We start from the raw sequence: 16,534 nt of genomic DNA on the forward strand, positions 1-16,534 counted from the left end.
AAGGCGGCACCCCGTTCGGAGAAATCCGATGCGATAAATGGTGAGCGAGGCGATCCAGCCCTCAGCCGAAGGCTGGGTGGTATCGCACCTCGCCGCGTGGCGTCACCGCCTTGAAGGACAGCCATTGCAGCTGGGATGGCGGGACATCGCCGAACCGCAGCCCGCCATCGCTCGCAAAACCGAAACGGGAGTAGAACGCCGGATCGCCGAGCACCACGACGCCGGCCGCGCCGCTCGCGCGCAACTGGGCAAGCCCTTCCTCGATCAGCGCTCCGCCGATCCCGTGACGCTGCCGGAGGGGCGAGACCGAAACCGGCCCGAGCCCGTGCCAGGCGCCCATGGCTTCCGCGATCTCGATCGGCGAGAACGCGACATGGCCGATGACGCCGCCGCCCTCGATAGCGACGAGCGACAGGCTCAGCGCCCCGGCCCCGCGCAGGCCGGAGACGATTGCCGCCTCCGTGCCGCTGCTGTGCGGCGCCGTGGCAAAGGCTGCCGTGGTGACCTCCGCGATCTCGGCCTCGTCGCCCGGCCGCTCGAGCCTGATGTCGATGCGCATGAGCTCCCGCCTCCGGAGCCCATCTTAGAGCATTGGCCCCAAAAGTGGATTCCACTTTTCGGTCCGATCCGATGCTACGGCAAAGAGATAGTCGCCACTTTGCGTCCGAAAGGACGCACGGCGATCTAGCGCATGAAATGCAGTTCCCGGAATCGCCCGCGGAACGCGGTCACGTCCCTGGCCACCGCAGCTGCCGAACGCGAACCGTTGAGCCCTTCGGCGATATAGCCCGCCAGCTCCGGCATATCCGCCGCGGTCATGCCGAAGCGCACGATCTCCGGCGTGCCGAGCCTGAGTCCGTTGACGTCCCCCTCCACCGCCGGCAGCGGCAGGCCGATGCCGCAGGACAGGATGTTGACCGCGCGCAGCTGCTTCGCCGCCGCCTGGCCGCCGCCATAAGGCGCCGCCTCGATCGCGAACTGATGCGAGGTCGTCATGCCCCTGTCGCGCGCGAAGACCGGCACCTGGCGCTCCGAGAGCGCCTCGGCCAGCGCTTTGGCCGTCTTGGCCATTTCCTGCGCATAGGCGCGGCCATGCGCCTTCCAGTCGAGCAGGGAAACCGCGAGCGATGCCGATTTCGCCGCATCGAAATTGGCGGAGAGGCCGGGATAGGCAATGGCGTCGAGCCGTTTGGCGATCTCCGCATCATTGGTGAGGATCAGCCCGGAAGGCGGTCCGCCGAGGCTCTTATAAGTGCTCATCGTCATCAGATGGGCACCTTCCTCCAGAGGCTGCTGCCAGCCATGGCCGGCGATCATGCCGGACATATGGGCCGCATCGAACAGGACGAGCGCGCCGACCTCGTCGGCGATGGCGCGGATCTCGCGGATCGGATGCGGGAAGAGGTTGAGGCTGCCGCCGATCGAGATCAGCTTCGGACGGAGCCTGAGTGCGTCGGCCCGCAGCTTCTCGACATCGACGGTGTAGTTGACCGGGTCGATCGGCGCCGGATGCGTGACGATGCCGTAGAGCCCGGCCGCGCCCGCACCGTGATGCGTGACATGGCCGCCGATCTCGCCGGGCGGCGCGATGATGCAGTCGCCCGCCTTTGCCGCGACCATGAAGGCGTAGAGATTGGCGATGGCACCCGAAGGCACCCGGATTTCCGCATATTTGGCGCCGAAGACCTCGGCTGCGAGCTCGGCCGCTATGATCTCGATCTGCTCGATCGCCTCCAGCCCCATCTCGTATTTGTCGCCGGGATAGCCGAGCGAGGGCCGCGCGCCGATCCCGGCCGACAGCAGCGCCTCGGCCTTCGGATTCATGACGTTGGTGGCGGGGTTCAGGTTGACGCAGTCGCGCTCATGGATCGCGCGGTTCTCCGTCGCGAGCGCATCGATCCGCGCCGCGATCGCATCGAGCGGCTGGCTTGCCGTCTCGCCTGCGATCCTCAGCACATAATCCTCGCTCACTTGGGGCACCCAATCGCGTCTGCCCAGTGCCGTCATGCCGGTCCCTCCGTCCTCGCTGGTTCCCGGCACAACAGCGGTTTGCCGCGCCGCGCGCAAACGAGTATTTCTCGCTGGCAGGATGAGAAAATCTCAACCTCGAACCGGATATCCGCCGTGCCCGTCAAGCCGCCTCGCCCGCGCCTGCCCTCGCTCAACGCCTTGCGCGCCTTCGAGGCGGCGGCTCGGCTCGAGAGCTTCACCAGGGCGGCGGACGAACTCGCCGTCACCGCCGGTGCCGTGACCCAGCAGATCCGGCAGCTCGAAGCGACGCTCGGTTTCCCGGTCTTCCGCCGGCTGGCACAGGGCGTCGCCCTCACGGACGCGGCGCGCGAGGCGCTGCCGCGGCTGACGCGCGGCTTCGACATGCTCGGCCAGGCCGTGCAAACGCTGCGCGAAGCCGAGCCGCACCGCCCGCTGGCTATCGCAGCCCTGCCCTGTCTCGCCCAGCTCTGGCTCTCGCCGCGGCTGCCGGCGCTGCAGCAGGCCTTCCCCGATCTGCAGATCTCGCTGTCGGCGATGGAGGAGCCGCCCGATCCGCGGCGCGAGCCTTACGACCTCGCATTGTTCTACTGTGAGTCGACGGAGCCGGGCGCGCTCCAGTTGGGCGATGACGCAATCCTGCCCGTCTGCGCCCCGGCGCTGGCCGCCCGGATCAAATCCGCGGCCGATCTGGCCCGGCAGACATTGCTGCACGACACCGTGTGGCGCGGCGACTGGGCGCGCTGGCTCGCCTTCGCCCTTCCGGAGGCCCTGATCGATCCGGGGCGCGGCCCGGCCTTCTCGCTCTACAGCCTGGCGCTGGATGCCTGTCTGTCGGGTTCGGGCGTGCTTATGGGCCGGGTGAGCCTCGTCGCCCCCCATCTGGCGAGCGGACGCCTCGCGGCGCCCTTCCCGCGGGCGATGCCGGCCATGGACAGGCTTACGCTGACACCGGCCATCGGTCCCGGTGCCCATGCGCGCCGGCTCGAGATCATGGATTGGCTCGCGGGCTCGGCGCAGAAACCAGATCAGATATAGGACCCGCAATCGCCTTCAAGGGTCTGGTCCATCGAGCGCGAAGGCTCGGCGCAGCCGGCTTCGCCGACAACCTTGGCCGGCACGCCCGCCACGGTCTTGTTTCGCGGCACGGCCGCCAGCACGACAGAGCCCGCCGCGACGCGGCTGCACCGGCCGACCTCGATATTGCCGAGGATCTTGGCGCCCGCGCCGATCAGCACGCCCTTGCGGATCTTGGGATGACGGTCACCACCCTGCTTGCCGGTGCCGCCCAGCGTGACGCCGTGCAGCAGCGAGACATCGTCCTCGATGACCGCCGTCTCGCCGACGACGAGGCCGGTGGCATGGTCGAGGAACACGCCCTTGCCCATCTTGGCGGCCGGGTTGATGTCGGTCTGGAAGACTTCCGAAGAGCGCGCCTGCAGATAGAGCGCGAAGTCGCGCCGCTCGCGCTGCCAGAGCCAATGCGCCAGGCGGTGGCACTGCAGCGCATGGAAGCCCTTGAAGAACAGCACCGGTTCCAGCACCCGGTAGCAGGCCGGGTCTCGGTCGAGCACCGCCATCACATCGGCGCGCATGCCGGCGCCGATCGTCTCGTCATCCGCCATCGCCTCGGCGAAGCCCTGCTCGATCAAATCGGCCGTCACGGCCGGATGGCCGAGCCGGGCCGCAACGCGATGGGCGACCGCGCATTCGAACGAGGGCTGGTTGAGAATCGAGGCGACGACGAGCGTGCCCAGCGCCGGCTCGGCGGCAACGGCTGCCTCGGCCTCGCCACGCAGGCGGGACCAGACAGGGTCGAGCCGGTTGAGGCCGGTTGTGAGATCGCGTGCTTCCACGGCGGAGCGCCCCGACGGCATGATCATTCTCCGGAAAGGGTCGTCAGCAGGAGGACAGCCTAGCCACAAGCTGGCGTCCGCACCAAAGGCTCAAGCCGACCAAGATTGAATCAAAAAGCGAGGCAGCGGATTCAGTTTTTCAGGGAACGTCGACAACACATTGACGTCGCCCGCTTTTCCAGATTGCCTCTATTCGCCCGGGACGTTCTCACAAACGCGCGAGAAAGTCGAGAACGGCCTGCTTGTGGCTCTTGTCGCCGACCGCGAGATTGTGGTCTCGCCCGACGATGTCGAACGATTCCGCATCTGGGATGAGCTTCGCGAGTTCCGGCCCGGAGCCGGAGACGTCGTCCTTCGTGCCGACGCTGATCAAAGTCGGCATCGCGATCTGCCCGACCTGCTCGGCGGTCAAGGTCTGGCGCGAGCCGCGGATGCAGGCGGCGAGCGCCCTGAGGTCGCTCTTGGTCTGCTCGGCGAAGGCGCGGAACATGCGCTGCATCGGATCGGTCAGCACCTCAAGCGAGGGCGCTTCCATCGCATCGGCGATGCCGAGCGGCAGCCCCACCCCCTCGACGAGATGGATGCCGAGCCCGCCAAGCAGCAGCGCATCGAGCCGGCGCGGATGCGCCAGCGCCAGATGCGCCGAGATGCGCGCCCCCATCGAATAGCCCATCACCGCCGCCCGCGGGATGTCGAGATGGTCCATCAGGCGGCGCACATCCTCCGCCATGATATCGGAGGAATAGGCAGCGGGATCATAGAGCTTCTCGCTCTGGCCGTGACCGCGATCGTCCAGCGCGACGACGCGGTAGCCGGCATGGGTCAGCGTCTTCGTCCACTGCGTGTTGACCCAGTTGGTCATGTAGGACGATGCGAAACCGTGGACGAGCACCACGGTCCGGTGCTGCGGCGTGTCGCCGGTGGGAGCCAGATCGATGAAAGCGATCTTCACGCCGTCGGAGGAAAAGCTCTGCATGCGGATCTCGGAACGAGGCGGTATGACGAAACAGGTTGTTGCCATCCCTGCCATGCAGGCCCGGCTTTGGGTAGCCGCCGCGGCGCGGTTTGCTTATGAACTATCGCCATGAGCCAGACCGCCACCAGCGCGCCAACCGCCTCCGCGGCAACGGAATCGCCGCGTTTCGCTTTCGTCGACATCGCTCGCGGCGTCGCGCTACTGGCGATGTTCGTCTACCACTTCGCCTATGATCTCTCCTTCTTCGGGTTGATCGAGACCGACGTCGTCGACGAGCCAGGCTGGCGGATCTTCGCGCGCTGCATCGCCGGCTCCTTCCTGATCGTCGTCGGCTTCAGCCTGGTTCTGGCGACGCGCAAGGGCCTGAACCGCCCTGCCTATCTGAAGCGCCTCGCCATGGTCGCCGGGGCCGCCGAGCTGGTTTCGCTCGGCACCTGGTTCGCGATCCCCGGCAACTTCATCTTCTTCGGCATCCTCCACCACATTGCGCTCGCGAGCGTGCTGGCCCTGCCCTTCCTGCGGCTGCCGGTCGCCGCCGTCGCGCTATCGGCGGTGCTCGCCTTCGCGCTGCCGCGCTTCGTCGCCCATCCGCTGCTCGACGCGCCCTGGCTGTCCTGGCTCGGCTTCTCGCGCGCGCAGCTCCAGACGGCTGATTTCGTGCCGGTCTTCCCCTGGTTCGGCTGCGTGCTCACCGGCATCGTGCTGGCGCGCCTGCTGCTGCCACGCCTGTCCGGTACGCGACTCGCCGCTTGGCAACCTCGCTTGCTCCCGGCGCGCATCGTCGCCTGGGGCGGCCGCCACAGCCTGCTGGTCTATCTCGTCCATCAGCCGGTCTTCATCGCCGTCCTGACGCTGGTGACCTTCGTTGCTCCGCCCCCTCCACCGGCCGAGCGCGCTTTCCGGGCCGAATGTCAGCGCAGCTGCGGGCCCGACGTGCCGGAACAGCTCTGCCGTGCGGTCTGCGCCTGCACCATCGACAAGCTCAAGCGCGAACAGCTCTGGCAGAAGGCGCTCGACGATCTGCTCACGCCGGAGGAAGGCGCACGCCTTGGTGAGTTCGCCCAGGCCTGCCTGCGCGAGCGCTGATGCAAATCGCGCACTGGCGTCCCGCCGGCTGACGGGATAGGTTGCGCCCGAAATCCAGCTTCTGAAGAGCGACGACCATGGCCGCGACCGGCATTCCGCATTTCCACAACGACCCCGGCGTCGCCGTCGTCCATGTCGGCGCGCACGAGTTCATGTGCATCGGCGCCAAGCCGCCCTTCGACCATCCGCACGTCTTCCTCGACATGGGCTCGGACAACGAGATCATCTGCCCGTACTGCTCGACGCTGTTCAAATACGAGCCGTCCCTGAAGAACGCCGAATGCACCCCGCCGGAATGCGCCTGGCACGACACCGCCAAGGCGGCCTGAAGCCCGTTCTGCTGAAGCGCGGGTTCTGAGGGGCACCCGCGCCCTCCCCGGCGCCATCGATCAAGGGCATCGCCTGTGTCTGCTCCTCACTTCGTCATCGCCGGCGCCGGCATCGGCGGGCTGACCATGGCGCTGTCGCTCGCCCGCCGCGGCATCGCCGCCACCGTCGTCGAGAAGCGCACCGGTTTCGGCGAGCTGGGCGCCGGCCTCCAGATCACCTCCAATTCCGGCCGCGTGCTCGATGCGCTCGACCTCGCCCTGCCGCTGAAGCGCGTCAGCGTCTCCTCACACGGGCTGACCATCCGGCGCTGGCGCGACGGCTCGCAACTGCTGGAGATGCCCTCCAGCCCGGAGCGCATGCCGACACCGTTCCGCATGCTCAGGCGCAACGACCTGCACACCATCCTGCTCGACGCCGCGCGCGCCATGCCCAACATCCGCCTGATGGTCGGGCGCGGGGTGCAAGAGGTCAGCCAGGACGAGAACGGCGTCGCGATCAGGCTCGGCGGGCAGAACGGCAGCAGCGAGACGATTTCCGCGCTCGGGCTGATCGGCGCCGACGGGCTGTGGTCACGCGTGCGGGACCTCACCGGCGATGCCTCGCCGCCGGTCTTCACCGGCTATGAAGCCTGGCGCGCTGTCGTGCCGACCCGCGCCGTCGACAAGCCGCGCGTGACGCTCCATCTCGGCCCCGGCCGGCATGCCGTGCATTACCCCGTCGCCGGCGGCAAGGAGATCAACCTCGTCGTCGTCCGCCAAGCCAAGGAAGCCCGTGAGGGCTGGTCGCGCGACGGCGACGCCAGCATCGTCACCGAGCACCTCTCCGGCGCCGCGTCGGCGCTACGCGAGCTCACCGGCGAGGCGCAGGGCTGGCAGGTCTGGTCGCTGTTCGACCGCAAGCCCGCGGCCATGGCCAGGGGCCGGATAGCCTTGATGGGCGACGCCGCGCACCCCGTCCTGCCCTTCCTCGCACAAGGCGCTTCGCTCGCCATCGAAGACGCCGCTGTGCTGGCGCGCCTCCTCGCCGAGACGCTCGGGCGCGATGGCGCGGCCGGGGTGCCGGTCGCCTTCGCCGCTTACGCAAAGGCCCGCGCCCGGCGCGCCGCCCGCGTGCAGGAGGAAAGCCGCAGCAATGGCCGCAACTATCATCTCGGCTGGCCGCTCAGCATCGCCCGGGATTTCGCGCTGAAACGGCTGGGCCCGGATGGGCTGCGCAACCGCTATGGCTGGCTCTACGACTGGCGCGACATATAGCATCGGACCGAAAAAGCGGAATCCGCTTTTCGGGAAAATCGGATGCGATAACAAATAGATAGATCATTGCTGCCGCATCCGATCGGACGCGCGGCGATTTGACTGACCTCGCCATCGCCGCATTCCATCCCTATCTGTTGGTTCGGAGAGGGATGAAAGAGAGATGATCCGCGTCAATCTTTACGAGCAACTCAATGGTCGCGCCCGCGCCATGCCGCGCTGGGCCGCATGGCTTGCCATGGCGGCGAGCTTCGTCGTCGGCATAGCCCTGTTTCTGGTCGCAGCGAGCCTCGCCCTGATCTTGATTCCGATCGTCGCCGTAGCCGGCGCGATCGCGGTCTGGCGGCTCAAGGCCAAGATGAAGGCTGCCGGTTTCGACCGTGCCGATCCCTTCGCGGGCGGGCCCCAGAGAGCCGAGCGGATCGAGGTGATCGATGCGGAATATCGCATCATCGAGCCGGACGAGCCGCGCCGCTAGCGCCTGCCGGTCAGTTTGCTGCGCAAGCTGACCGGCGAAGGCGTCTTCTCTGTCGAGCGAAAGCCGTTGCGGCTCACTCGATCCGGCTGACCAGGATCTTGTCGATGCGGCGGCCGTCGAGGTCGACGACCTCGAAGCGCCAATGACCCTTGTCGAAGCTTTCGCCGACATTGGGCAGGTGGTTCATTTCGGCCAGGATGAAGCCGGCGACCGTCTGGAAGTCGGCGTCGCGCGGGATCGGGATGCCGAGCTCATGCGAGAATTCGTCGACCTGCATCCAGCCGGCCACGAGATAGGAGCCGTCCGCGCGCGTCACGATGGCCGGCTCGTCCTCTTCCTCTTCCTGGAAGGCGCCGATGATCGCCTCGAGCACGTCGCCAGGCGTGATGATGCCCTCGAAATGGCCGTACTCGTCGAAGACCACGGCCATATGCACGCGGCTGGAGCGGATCTCGCGCAGCACATGCAGGGAATCGGCGGTGTCCATCACCACCGGCGCGTCTTGGACATGCCTACGCAGTTCCTCGATGTCCCCGGTAGCGAGGAAATCGATCAGATCCTTCATCAGCACGACGCCGATGATCGAATCCGACTCGCCATCCTGAACCGGCAGGCGCGAGCGGCGGGTGTCCTTCAGCTGCAGGCGGAGTTCCTCGGCGCTATCCGACAGGTCGATGACCTCAACCTCGCGGCGCGGCGTCATCAGCGCGCGCGCCGAGCGGTCGGCAAGACGCATGACGCCCGCGATCATCTCGCGCTCGTCGCGCTCCAGCACGCCGGCGGTCTCCGCCTCGGCAATGATGGTGCGCACCTCCTCTTCGGTGACCTTCTCTTCCGACTCACCCTTCTGGCCGAGCAGCGCGAGCACCGACTTGCCGGAAACATCGAGCAGGAAGACGAGCGGGGCGCCGACCTTCGACATCAACGCCATCGCAGGAGCGACGCGCGCCGCTATGCGCTCGGGGTCCCGCAGCGCGACCTGCTTCGGCACCAATTCGCCGAGGATCAGCGACAAATAGGTGATCGCGACGACCACGATGCCGACGCCGAGCGTATCCGACACCGATTGCGAAAAACCCTGGGTGCCCAGCCATTCCGACAGGCGCGCGCCCAGCGTGGCGCCGGAGAAGGCGCCAGAGAGCACGCCGACGAGCGTGATGCCGATCTGGACAGTGGAGAGGAATCGGCCGGGGTCTTCGGCCAGGCGTATCGCGGTCGCGGCGCCCTTGTTGCCCTGGTCGCTGAGGACCTTGAGGCGAGCCGGCCGCGACGAGACGACGGCGAGCTCGGACATGGCGAGAAGTCCATTCACGATCGTCAGCGCCAGGACGATCAGGATTTCGGTTAACAAAACCAATCCGTTTGCTGCGGCGCTGCGACATTTGGCAGCCCGCTTCTATGCCCCTTATAGCGGATCATTGCATGAACGCGATAAGCCCGACGAAAGAATCGTGAGCGAATGATGACGAGACCAAGCTTCTGGCAGCCGACACAAGGCGAACAGGCCGGCACCGACCGCCGCTTGCAGGCGCCGTCGGCCCAGCGCAACCGCGACGCGATTCTCGACATTCTGCGGCAGGTGCTGCCCCCTTCCGGGCTCGTGCTGGAGGTCGCGAGCGGCTCGGGAGAACACGCCGTCCACTTCGCGAAGGCCTTGCCCGCCCTGACGTTCCAGCCGAGCGATCCCACTCCCGATGCGCTGGCGAGCATCGCGGCCTGGACGCAGGAGTCCGGCCTCTCCAACATCCTGCCGCCGCTGATGCTCGACGCCGGCGCGTCGGAATGGCCGATCGAGGCAGCCGATGCGATCCTCTGCATCAACATGATCCATATCTCGCCCTGGAGAGCGACCGAGGGCCTGTTTCGCCAGGCGGGCCGTCTGCTGCGGAGCGGCCATCCGCTCTATCTCTACGGCCCTTATCGCCGTCCCGGCCTGCCGCTCGAACCGAGCAACGCAGCCTTCGACGAAAGCCTGCGCAGCCGCGATCCGGAATGGGGCTTGCGCGATCTCGATGCGGTGGAGGGGCTCGCGGCTGCCAACGGCTTCAACGCGCCGCAAATCGTTGAAATGCCGGCCAACAATCTGAGCGTGATCTTTCGAGCTGGCTGAAAGAGGCCGCCGCCGAAAACGCCGCGAGCGGCGGCCAAAGCCGACATCGCGAAACGTCCGCCTCCTCCATTGGTCGGGCTGGCGAATCGCCCGATCGCCGCACTACGCCCGCTCCTGATCCAAGGGGGCGATCATGATTAAGCGTATCCTATGCCTAGGCCTTTTGGCGTTTGCTCTTGCCGGCTGCGTCACCATGCAAAATCCGCTCTCGCAGCGGGACGTCGAAACCTTCAGACTTGCCAGCATCCATGTGGCGACCGATTCCGCCGCGACCCTGTGGTGGGGCGACGGGGACCGCGCCTATGCGAGATACAAAGGGCGGTCGGACGCTGAATCCGAAGAACTCTCCAAGACGCCCGAAGCCCGCGCCTTCATCGCCAAGCTGGCTTCCGCGAAGATCAGCGCCGCGCTCGAGCAGCAGTTGAAGCCGGTCCTGACCGGCCCGCGCCCCGTGAAAATCGACGTCAACCTGCGCCGGCTCTACGTTGCCTCGGCCATCCAGCGCGTGGTTGTGGGCGGCGGCCATGAGTTGGTCGCCGATGTCACGGTGACCGACGCCAAAACCGGCGCTGTTCTCGTGAGCTATCCCGAATTCCACTCGATGGCGCTGGCCGGCCAGGGAATCGGCGGAACGATGCTCGATGCGGCCTTCATGGCCGATCCGATCGATCGCCTCGCGCTGAATTTCGCCACCAAATATCGCGAGTGGCTGGTGCCGCCGCCCAACGCCTAAGCCGGGCCGCCAGTGCAGCGTCTCGGAGCCGGCTTGGTGCGGACGGCGGGACTCGAACCCGCAAGCCTTTGAAGGCGCAAGATTTTAAGTCTCGTGCGTCTACCAGTTTCGCCACGTCCGCGGGCGTCACAGCGATAGAGCATCGGACCGAAAAGTGGAACCCGCTTCTTGGAGAAATCCGGTGCTTAAACAAAGAGCTACATCGCCGCTTTGCGTCCGAAAGGACGCACGGCGATGTCGCGGGCGGGCACCGTGCGCGCAAGCCTCCGGCCCGTTTCCGCACAGGGCGCTTGCAGCCGGTCCTCAGTGCGGGCGTGCCGGCTTGTACCACTCGACCCCGTCGGGATCGACATAGAGACCGGGCGGAACGTTCGAGCCGATGCTCTTCTCCTCCATCGGAACGCGCATCGTGTCGTCGCGGTCGCCGCGTTTGACAGAGGTCCCGGCGGGTTGCGCGGCATGGCCATGGGCGCCGCGGCCGACGCTGCTGGCCAGCCCGATCACCCCCTGCCGGCCTGCGACCTTGTCCTGCAGCTCCGTCACCGAGCGCGCGACGAAGGCGACCTTGGCGCTGCCTTCGACCACGGGCAGCGCCCGCCTCGCCGCGCCCTCGCCTGTCACCCGGACGCCGACGAAACGCGGCACATAGGTCGCGCCGCCCTTGCCGAAGGATTCCCAACCGCCGGCTGAGACGACCTGCGCGCCGCAGCGCTTGTGGGCGCGCTCGCAGGCAGAGCGCGTGACGTAGCGCGGCGCCCGCTGCTCGAATTCGGCGCGGGCGTTGCGATAGGCGAACTCGCATTGCTCAGCGCTGAGCAGCCCGCCGGCGATGCATTCGTCGCGCCGAACATAGGTATTTCCGGGGCTCTGCGCCGACAGCTCGGCCGGGCTCGCGAGCGTGAGGGCAGGCGCAAGCGCGGCGACGCGCAGCGTGGCGAGGATCGAGGCCGGAATCATCATGCGGTGAAACAACATTGCAATTATGGCTTTACAGCAGCGCGCGCCGCGAGGCGGCCAGCTCTCGGGTCGCGCCATAGTCGATCTTCCCGTTGCCGAGCACCGGGATCAACGGCGTCACCAGGATGGCGCGCGGCACCCACAACTCCGGGAAGCCCTGTGCCTTGGCCGCTTCCTGCAGTGTCGCACGGTCTGCGTCGGGCTTTTCGGTGACGAGGATGAGCTGCTCGCCCTTGCGGGGATCGGGCAGTCCGACGACGACATGGTTCTGGTCCGGCCAAAGCTTGGCGATCATGGTTTCGACCGCCGCGAGCGAAACCATTTCGCCGCCGAGCTTGGCGAAGCGCTTGGCCCGGCCTCGAATCGCGACGAAGCCATCCTCGATCACGACGATGTCGCCGGTATCGTGCCAGCCGCCTTCCGGCGGGACGACCCGGCCCGGCTGCGCCGGGTCGAGATATCCGGCCATGACGTTCGGCCCGCGCACGGTGAGCCGCCCGCCCTCATGGATGCCCTCAACAGGCTCCAGCTTCGCCTCGATGCCGGGCAGGAGCTGGCCGACCGTACCTTCGCGCATGGCCGCCGGCGTGTTGACGGCGAGCACCGGCGAGCATTCGGTGCAGCCATAGCCTTCGAGGATGGTGGTGCCGTAGGGCTCCCACATCCGCTTCGTCTCGGCCTTGACCCGCTCCGCCCCCGCGACGACGTAGCGCACGCTGCCAAGGTCGTTCGCTTCCGCAGCGCGGGCGTATCCTTGAAGGAAGGTGTCTGTGGCGAGCAGGAAGGTCGCCTTCATGTCGCCGATCAACTTCGGCACCTGCTTGTAGTGCAGCGGGCTCGGATAGAGCACGACCTTCATGCCGTGCAGCAGCGGCACCATCACCCCGGCAGTCAGCCCGAAGGAGTGGAAGGCCGGCAGCGGGTTCATGAAGACGTCCCGCTCGGAGATCGCGCCGGCGGCATGAGCGAAGACCTGCCGTGCGTTCGAGACGATATTGGCATGGCTCAGCGCTACGCCCTTCGGCTTGCCCTCCGTCCCCGACGTGAAGAGGATGACAGCAGTCTCGTCCGGCTTGGCCTCATAGGCGCGATGGACGAAGCCCGGCAGCAGGCTCTGCAATGCGCCAAGCGCCTTGTCGAAGCTGGTGATCTCCTTACGGACGTCTTCGAGGTAGACGATGCGCCGCCCTTCGCTCAAGGCCGCAACTTCCTCGTCAAGCTTGCCCTGATCGACGAAACGCCGGGAGGTGACGATGGTCTTGAGCTGTGCGACCTCCGCCGCTGCCCGCAGATTGCGGACGCCGGCGGTGAAATTGAGCAGCGCCGGCACGCGGCCATAGGCGAAGAGAGCGAACAGCGTCACCGCCATGCCCTGCATGTTCGGCAGGAGAACGCCGACATGCTCGCGCTCGGAGGTGAGCGCCGCAAGCTTGCGGCCCAATACCAGCGCGCCGAGCACGAGCCGCCCATAGGTAATCGGCTGGCGCTCGGGGTCCTCCAGCGCGATACGGCCCTTGCCATGCCTGGCGATGGTCTGCAGCAGAGCGCGAAAGATCGTGATCCGCGCAGCCGCGGCGTCGAAGTTGGCGGCGGCCATGTCTGGCGCGTCTCCCGGTCGGCGTTTCCTCTGGCTGCCAACCTAGTGACATCGGCGCCGGTTTCAACGTCCGGAACAGACGTCATGCTCGGGCTTGCCCCGAGCATGACATAAACTAGTGTCCATGAGATTCTCGGGTCGCGCTCCGCCCCGCCCGGGAATGACGGGGCCGCAGCCCTACCCGAACGCCCCGATCTCGTGCTGGATCGCGCCGGATATCTCGCGGATCAGCTCGAACAGTGCCAGCATCGGCGCGAACACGTCGCGATGCAGGGCTTCATAGGTGCCGCCCTCGCGCGGGCCCGGCGGCTCGCCGAAATCGAGGCCGATGGTCGGGTCGGGATCGCGCGGGAAGATTTCGGCCAGCAAGGCCAGACAAGCCGGCACGTCGAGGCGCAGCAGCCGCTCGATCAGCGCCTCGCGCGTCAGCCCCGCATGCGGCCGGAAATCCGGGATATGGGCGCAGGCGAGCCAGATCCGATGCATCGCCGCGAGCCTGAGAGCGTGCAGCGCCGCGAGCCGAGCCGGCATCTGCGGGGCGTCTTCCGCCGCCACCTTGAGTTTCAGCGCATCCGCCGACAGCCGCCAGAACAGGCGGCGCAGCGCCGGTGCGAGCTCCAGCCGCGACATTGCCTCCGCCACCGCCAGCAATTCTTCGCGCCGCCCTTCCCGCACCGTCCGGCGCGCCCGGTCGAACCAGCTGCCGGGATCGAGCGAGTCGAGATAGGCTCTGAGCACGTCAAGGTCGCTATGGCCGATCGCATAGGCGGCGAGGCGATAGGCGCGGTCGAAACGCTCCGAGCGCTCGCGCATGGCGCGGAAAAGATCCGGCGAGCGCGAGGCGGCGTGGCCGACGCCATGCATGCTGTTCGCCATCCAGCCGAGCTGTTGGAGGATGGCGTTGTTGGGGATGGCGCGCAGTTCGCGCGGATGGCGGATGTGCGTCGGCCCCGCCCCTTCCGATTGCCGCGCGGCCGGGCGCGAGCCGGTCTTGTCGAGCAGCGAGGGGCCGAATGTGCCGATCAGCGCCGCATAGCCGGGGTCGTCGACCAGCGCGTTCATCTCCTCGCGCACGGTTTGGAAGAACTCGCTGGCGAAATCCGGTTCGTCGTAGATCGGATCGTCCACCGCCTGGGCCGGCGCGAAGACCGCCTCGGCGATCCGGCCGACGGTTGCCCCTGCGAGTTGCGCTGTGCCGAACAACAGATACCCATCGCTGCCCTGGAAGCTGGTCTCGCGCACCGTCCTGATGCCGGCTTGCGCGAAGGCCCGCCGCGCATAGGCGGGATCGAGATAGGCCAGCCGATCCGACAGGCTGTCCGGATGGGCGCCGCGGCCGACCGATTCGCCATGGGTGTCGAAGATGACGAGCTCGACATCCGCGAGCCCGTAGCGCGCGAGTAGCTCGGCGATGCGGATGCGCAAACGCTCCACCCAGAAGGTCGAGGCGACCTGCCCGATATAGCGGCCGGAATCGGAATAGCCGAACTGGATGCACAGCCGCCCGTGGCGCTTGAGATAGTCGCGGAAATGCGGGCTGCGCAACGCCTCGTCGATGATGCGCGGCCCCTGCTCCAGTGCGTCGGAGGTCTCGAACAGCGGCGAAATCTCGACCCTGTCGGCGATGCCGAAACGGCTGGCGAGCCAGAGCGCGCAGAGCAGCGTATAACCGGTCTCGGTTTCCGCGATCAGGAAGCGCACCGGCCTGGTGCCGTCGACATGCTTCACGATCTGCGCGATCGTCATCATCATCCGCGCGGCAGAGGCGCGCTCGGCCGCCAGCGCCCCGAAATCGACGGCAACCGGCTCGACCTTGCCGAGTTCGGTGTTGGCGGCTGCGAGGAAGGCGCGCCGCTGCGCCGGCTCGCCCGGCTCCTCCTCCAGCGAAATGACCGAGCGCAACGCATTGTGAAGCTGCGAGGCGTTGAGCCGGAAATGCGGCAGCGCGATCGAGACGCCATGGGCGAGGCAGCCGGCCCGGATCTGCGCAAGTGCGAGCCTTGTCTCGTCGTCCGCAGCGTCGGTAAGGGCTCCGTCGAGCGCCTCGATCAACCGGGAGGCTTCCGGCAGTGCGGTCTCGCGTTCATGCACCAGCGACAGCGCAAAGGCCTGCAGGGCCTGCAGCGAAGGCTGCGTGCCGATCGGCGGCGCCAGCGCGAGCTGGCGCTCCACTGCCGCCAGCGCCGCGCTCACCAGGGCACGGACGACTTCTGCGGCCGGCACGCGCGGCAGCTTTTCGAGGATGCGCGCGAACTGCCCGCTCTTCGATTCGAGCCGGTATCGCAGCGTGTCCCACCAGCCGATATCGGTGCGCCCGTCCGTGTCGCAACCGACCCAGGACGCGAGCGTGATCGGCTTCGGCGCGAGTTCGGTCCAGCGTTCCGGCCAGCGCTCGCGGGCGACGGCAAAGTACGCCGCGTTTAGCCGGTCGAGGGCATCGCGCGCATGGCGCACGGCATAGCGCGCCTGCTCGAACTCGTCCTGCAGCGTGATTCGGCCATCGGGGCGGAAGCTCAGATCGGCCTCTCCGACAACCGCCTCCCCCGCAGTACCGCCGGAGGCGAGATCGGCGAGCGCATGGCAGAGCCGGCGCGCCATGCCGAAGGTCGGATGCGCGGTGAAGACGGCGGCAAAGCGCGCCCGCTCCACGGCCTGCCGGAAATCGTCAAAGGACGCCGCCGCACCGGCCGCTCCCTCCGCAAGCCCGGAGAACACAGCCGCTTCATCCTTGTCGAGCCCGACATAGCGGGCGACGCGCACGGCCCGCTGCCGCAGAGCCTGCCGCCCGAGCTGGCGAACCAGTTCGCCTGCGCCTTCCACGGTCAGTTCGTTGCGGTCCATCAGCCGGGTCAGCCAGAGCGTGACCCGCAGCACCGGGTTGCCGAAGGGGTCGTCGCGGGAATCGCGCCGTGCCTCCTCGATCCGGCCCAGCAACTCCTGCGAGAGCGCCTCGATAGCGGGAGCTGAATGGCTTTCCTTCGCGATCGTCATGGCCATGACCGCCCCTCCCACGTCCCGCCCGGCTTCATGAGCATAGCCGGGTCGTGCTGCATTGCAGCATCGGACGATCGCAGCCGCAAGCCGGAAGCGAATGGCCGCGTCAGATAAATTTTACCCGGATTATATTGCTTCAGTAAAATTACCCGGGTAATAGACTTTTCGATCGAGG

At 67.3% G+C, this 16,534-nt stretch carries 15 protein-coding genes and 1 tRNA gene; 7 read left to right on the top strand and 9 right to left on the bottom strand.

From position 1 onward, the window contains the following. Window positions 1-61: 61 nt before the first annotated feature. Window positions 62-559 (bottom strand): GNAT family N-acetyltransferase, encoded by a 498-nt coding sequence (locus tag AB4Z16_RS19190; RefSeq protein ID WP_441512938.1) that lies wholly within the window; start codon window positions 557-559, stop codon window positions 62-64. A gap of 125 nt (window positions 560-684) precedes the next feature. Then, window positions 685-2,007 carry a serine hydroxymethyltransferase gene (locus AB4Z16_RS19195; RefSeq protein ID WP_441512939.1) on the bottom strand — a complete coding sequence of 441 codons (1,323 nt, stop codon included), beginning with the start codon at window positions 2,005-2,007 and terminating at the stop codon, window positions 685-687. Window positions 2,008-2,124: 117 nt separating this feature from the next. On the opposite strand from AB4Z16_RS19195, the gene AB4Z16_RS19200 reads away from it, so the two are divergent. Beyond that, window positions 2,125-3,027, top strand: coding sequence for a LysR substrate-binding domain-containing protein (locus AB4Z16_RS19200; protein ID WP_441512940.1), 903 nt, complete (start codon window positions 2,125-2,127; stop codon window positions 3,025-3,027). Here the strand turns inward: AB4Z16_RS19200 and cysE are convergent. Together cysE and AB4Z16_RS19210 are read right to left on the bottom strand one after the other, a co-directional pair. After that, window positions 3,018-3,866 (bottom strand): serine O-acetyltransferase, encoded by an 849-nt coding sequence (gene cysE / locus AB4Z16_RS19205; protein ID WP_441512941.1) that lies wholly within the window; start codon window positions 3,864-3,866, stop codon window positions 3,018-3,020. The two genes, AB4Z16_RS19200 and cysE, sit on opposite strands and share 10 nt — an antisense overlap. A 187-nt stretch (window positions 3,867-4,053) precedes the next feature. Further along, entirely contained in the window at window positions 4,054-4,821 is a 768-nt protein-coding gene (locus tag AB4Z16_RS19210; RefSeq protein ID WP_441512942.1) for an alpha/beta fold hydrolase, read from the bottom strand. A gap of 108 nt (window positions 4,822-4,929) precedes the next feature. Here AB4Z16_RS19210 and AB4Z16_RS19215 point away from each other — a divergent pair, with 108 nt between their 5' ends. The 4 genes from AB4Z16_RS19215 (at window position 4,930) to AB4Z16_RS19230 (ending at window position 7,968) form a co-directional block, all read left to right on the top strand. Further along, complete coding sequence (locus tag AB4Z16_RS19215) at window positions 4,930-5,907, top strand: heparan-alpha-glucosaminide N-acetyltransferase (protein WP_441512943.1); 978 nt, start codon at window positions 4,930-4,932, stop codon at window positions 5,905-5,907. A gap of 77 nt (window positions 5,908-5,984) precedes the next feature. Then, on the top strand, window positions 5,985-6,236 hold the full coding sequence (locus tag AB4Z16_RS19220) for a zinc-finger domain-containing protein (protein ID WP_441512944.1): 252 nt from the start codon (window positions 5,985-5,987) through the stop codon (window positions 6,234-6,236). A 75-nt stretch (window positions 6,237-6,311) separates the two neighbouring features. Next, a complete protein-coding gene (locus AB4Z16_RS19225) occupies window positions 6,312-7,490 on the top strand; it encodes an FAD-dependent monooxygenase (RefSeq protein ID WP_441512945.1) in 1,179 nt (392 codons plus the stop codon). 163 nt (window positions 7,491-7,653) lie between these two features. Continuing rightward, a complete protein-coding gene (locus AB4Z16_RS19230) occupies window positions 7,654-7,968 on the top strand; it encodes a hypothetical protein (RefSeq protein ID WP_441512946.1) in 315 nt (104 codons plus the stop codon). A 73-nt stretch (window positions 7,969-8,041) separates the two neighbouring features. Here AB4Z16_RS19230 and AB4Z16_RS19235 read toward each other — a convergent pair whose 3' ends face one another. Further along, window positions 8,042-9,304: a hemolysin family protein gene (locus tag AB4Z16_RS19235; RefSeq protein ID WP_441513084.1), complete on the bottom strand. Its 1,263-nt coding sequence runs from the start codon at window positions 9,302-9,304 to the stop codon at window positions 8,042-8,044. Window positions 9,305-9,430: 126 nt separating this feature from the next. Between AB4Z16_RS19235 and AB4Z16_RS19240 the strand changes: the two genes are divergently transcribed. Together AB4Z16_RS19240 and AB4Z16_RS19245 are read left to right on the top strand one after the other, a co-directional pair. Further along, a complete protein-coding gene (locus tag AB4Z16_RS19240) occupies window positions 9,431-10,078 on the top strand; it encodes a DUF938 domain-containing protein (RefSeq protein ID WP_441512947.1) in 648 nt (215 codons plus the stop codon). Window positions 10,079-10,271: 193 nt separating this feature from the next. After that, window positions 10,272-10,811, top strand: a complete 540-nt coding sequence (locus AB4Z16_RS19245; protein WP_441512948.1) for a DUF6778 family protein — start codon at window positions 10,272-10,274, stop codon at window positions 10,809-10,811. 34 nt (window positions 10,812-10,845) lie between these two features. Here the strand turns inward: AB4Z16_RS19245 and AB4Z16_RS19250 are convergent. The 4 genes from AB4Z16_RS19250 to AB4Z16_RS19265 form a co-directional block, all read right to left on the bottom strand. Further along, window positions 10,846-10,932, bottom strand: a tRNA-Leu gene (locus AB4Z16_RS19250). A gap of 182 nt (window positions 10,933-11,114) precedes the next feature. Continuing rightward, a complete protein-coding gene (locus AB4Z16_RS19255; protein ID WP_441512949.1) occupies window positions 11,115-11,771 on the bottom strand; it encodes a DUF1190 domain-containing protein in 657 nt (218 codons plus the stop codon). Window positions 11,772-11,799: 28 nt separating this feature from the next. Further along, window positions 11,800-13,365: an AMP-binding protein gene (locus tag AB4Z16_RS19260; protein ID WP_441512950.1), complete on the bottom strand. Its 1,566-nt coding sequence runs from the start codon at window positions 13,363-13,365 to the stop codon at window positions 11,800-11,802. A 177-nt stretch (window positions 13,366-13,542) separates the two neighbouring features. Continuing rightward, entirely contained in the window at window positions 13,543-16,362 is a 2,820-nt protein-coding gene (locus AB4Z16_RS19265; protein WP_441512951.1) for a phosphoenolpyruvate carboxylase, read from the bottom strand. Window positions 16,363-16,534: the final 172 nt, after the last annotated feature.

The sequence above is a fragment of the Allobosea sp. TAF32 genome (assembly GCF_052113585.1).
In the GTDB taxonomy this organism is placed as follows: Bacteria; Pseudomonadota; Alphaproteobacteria; order Rhizobiales; family Beijerinckiaceae; genus Allobosea.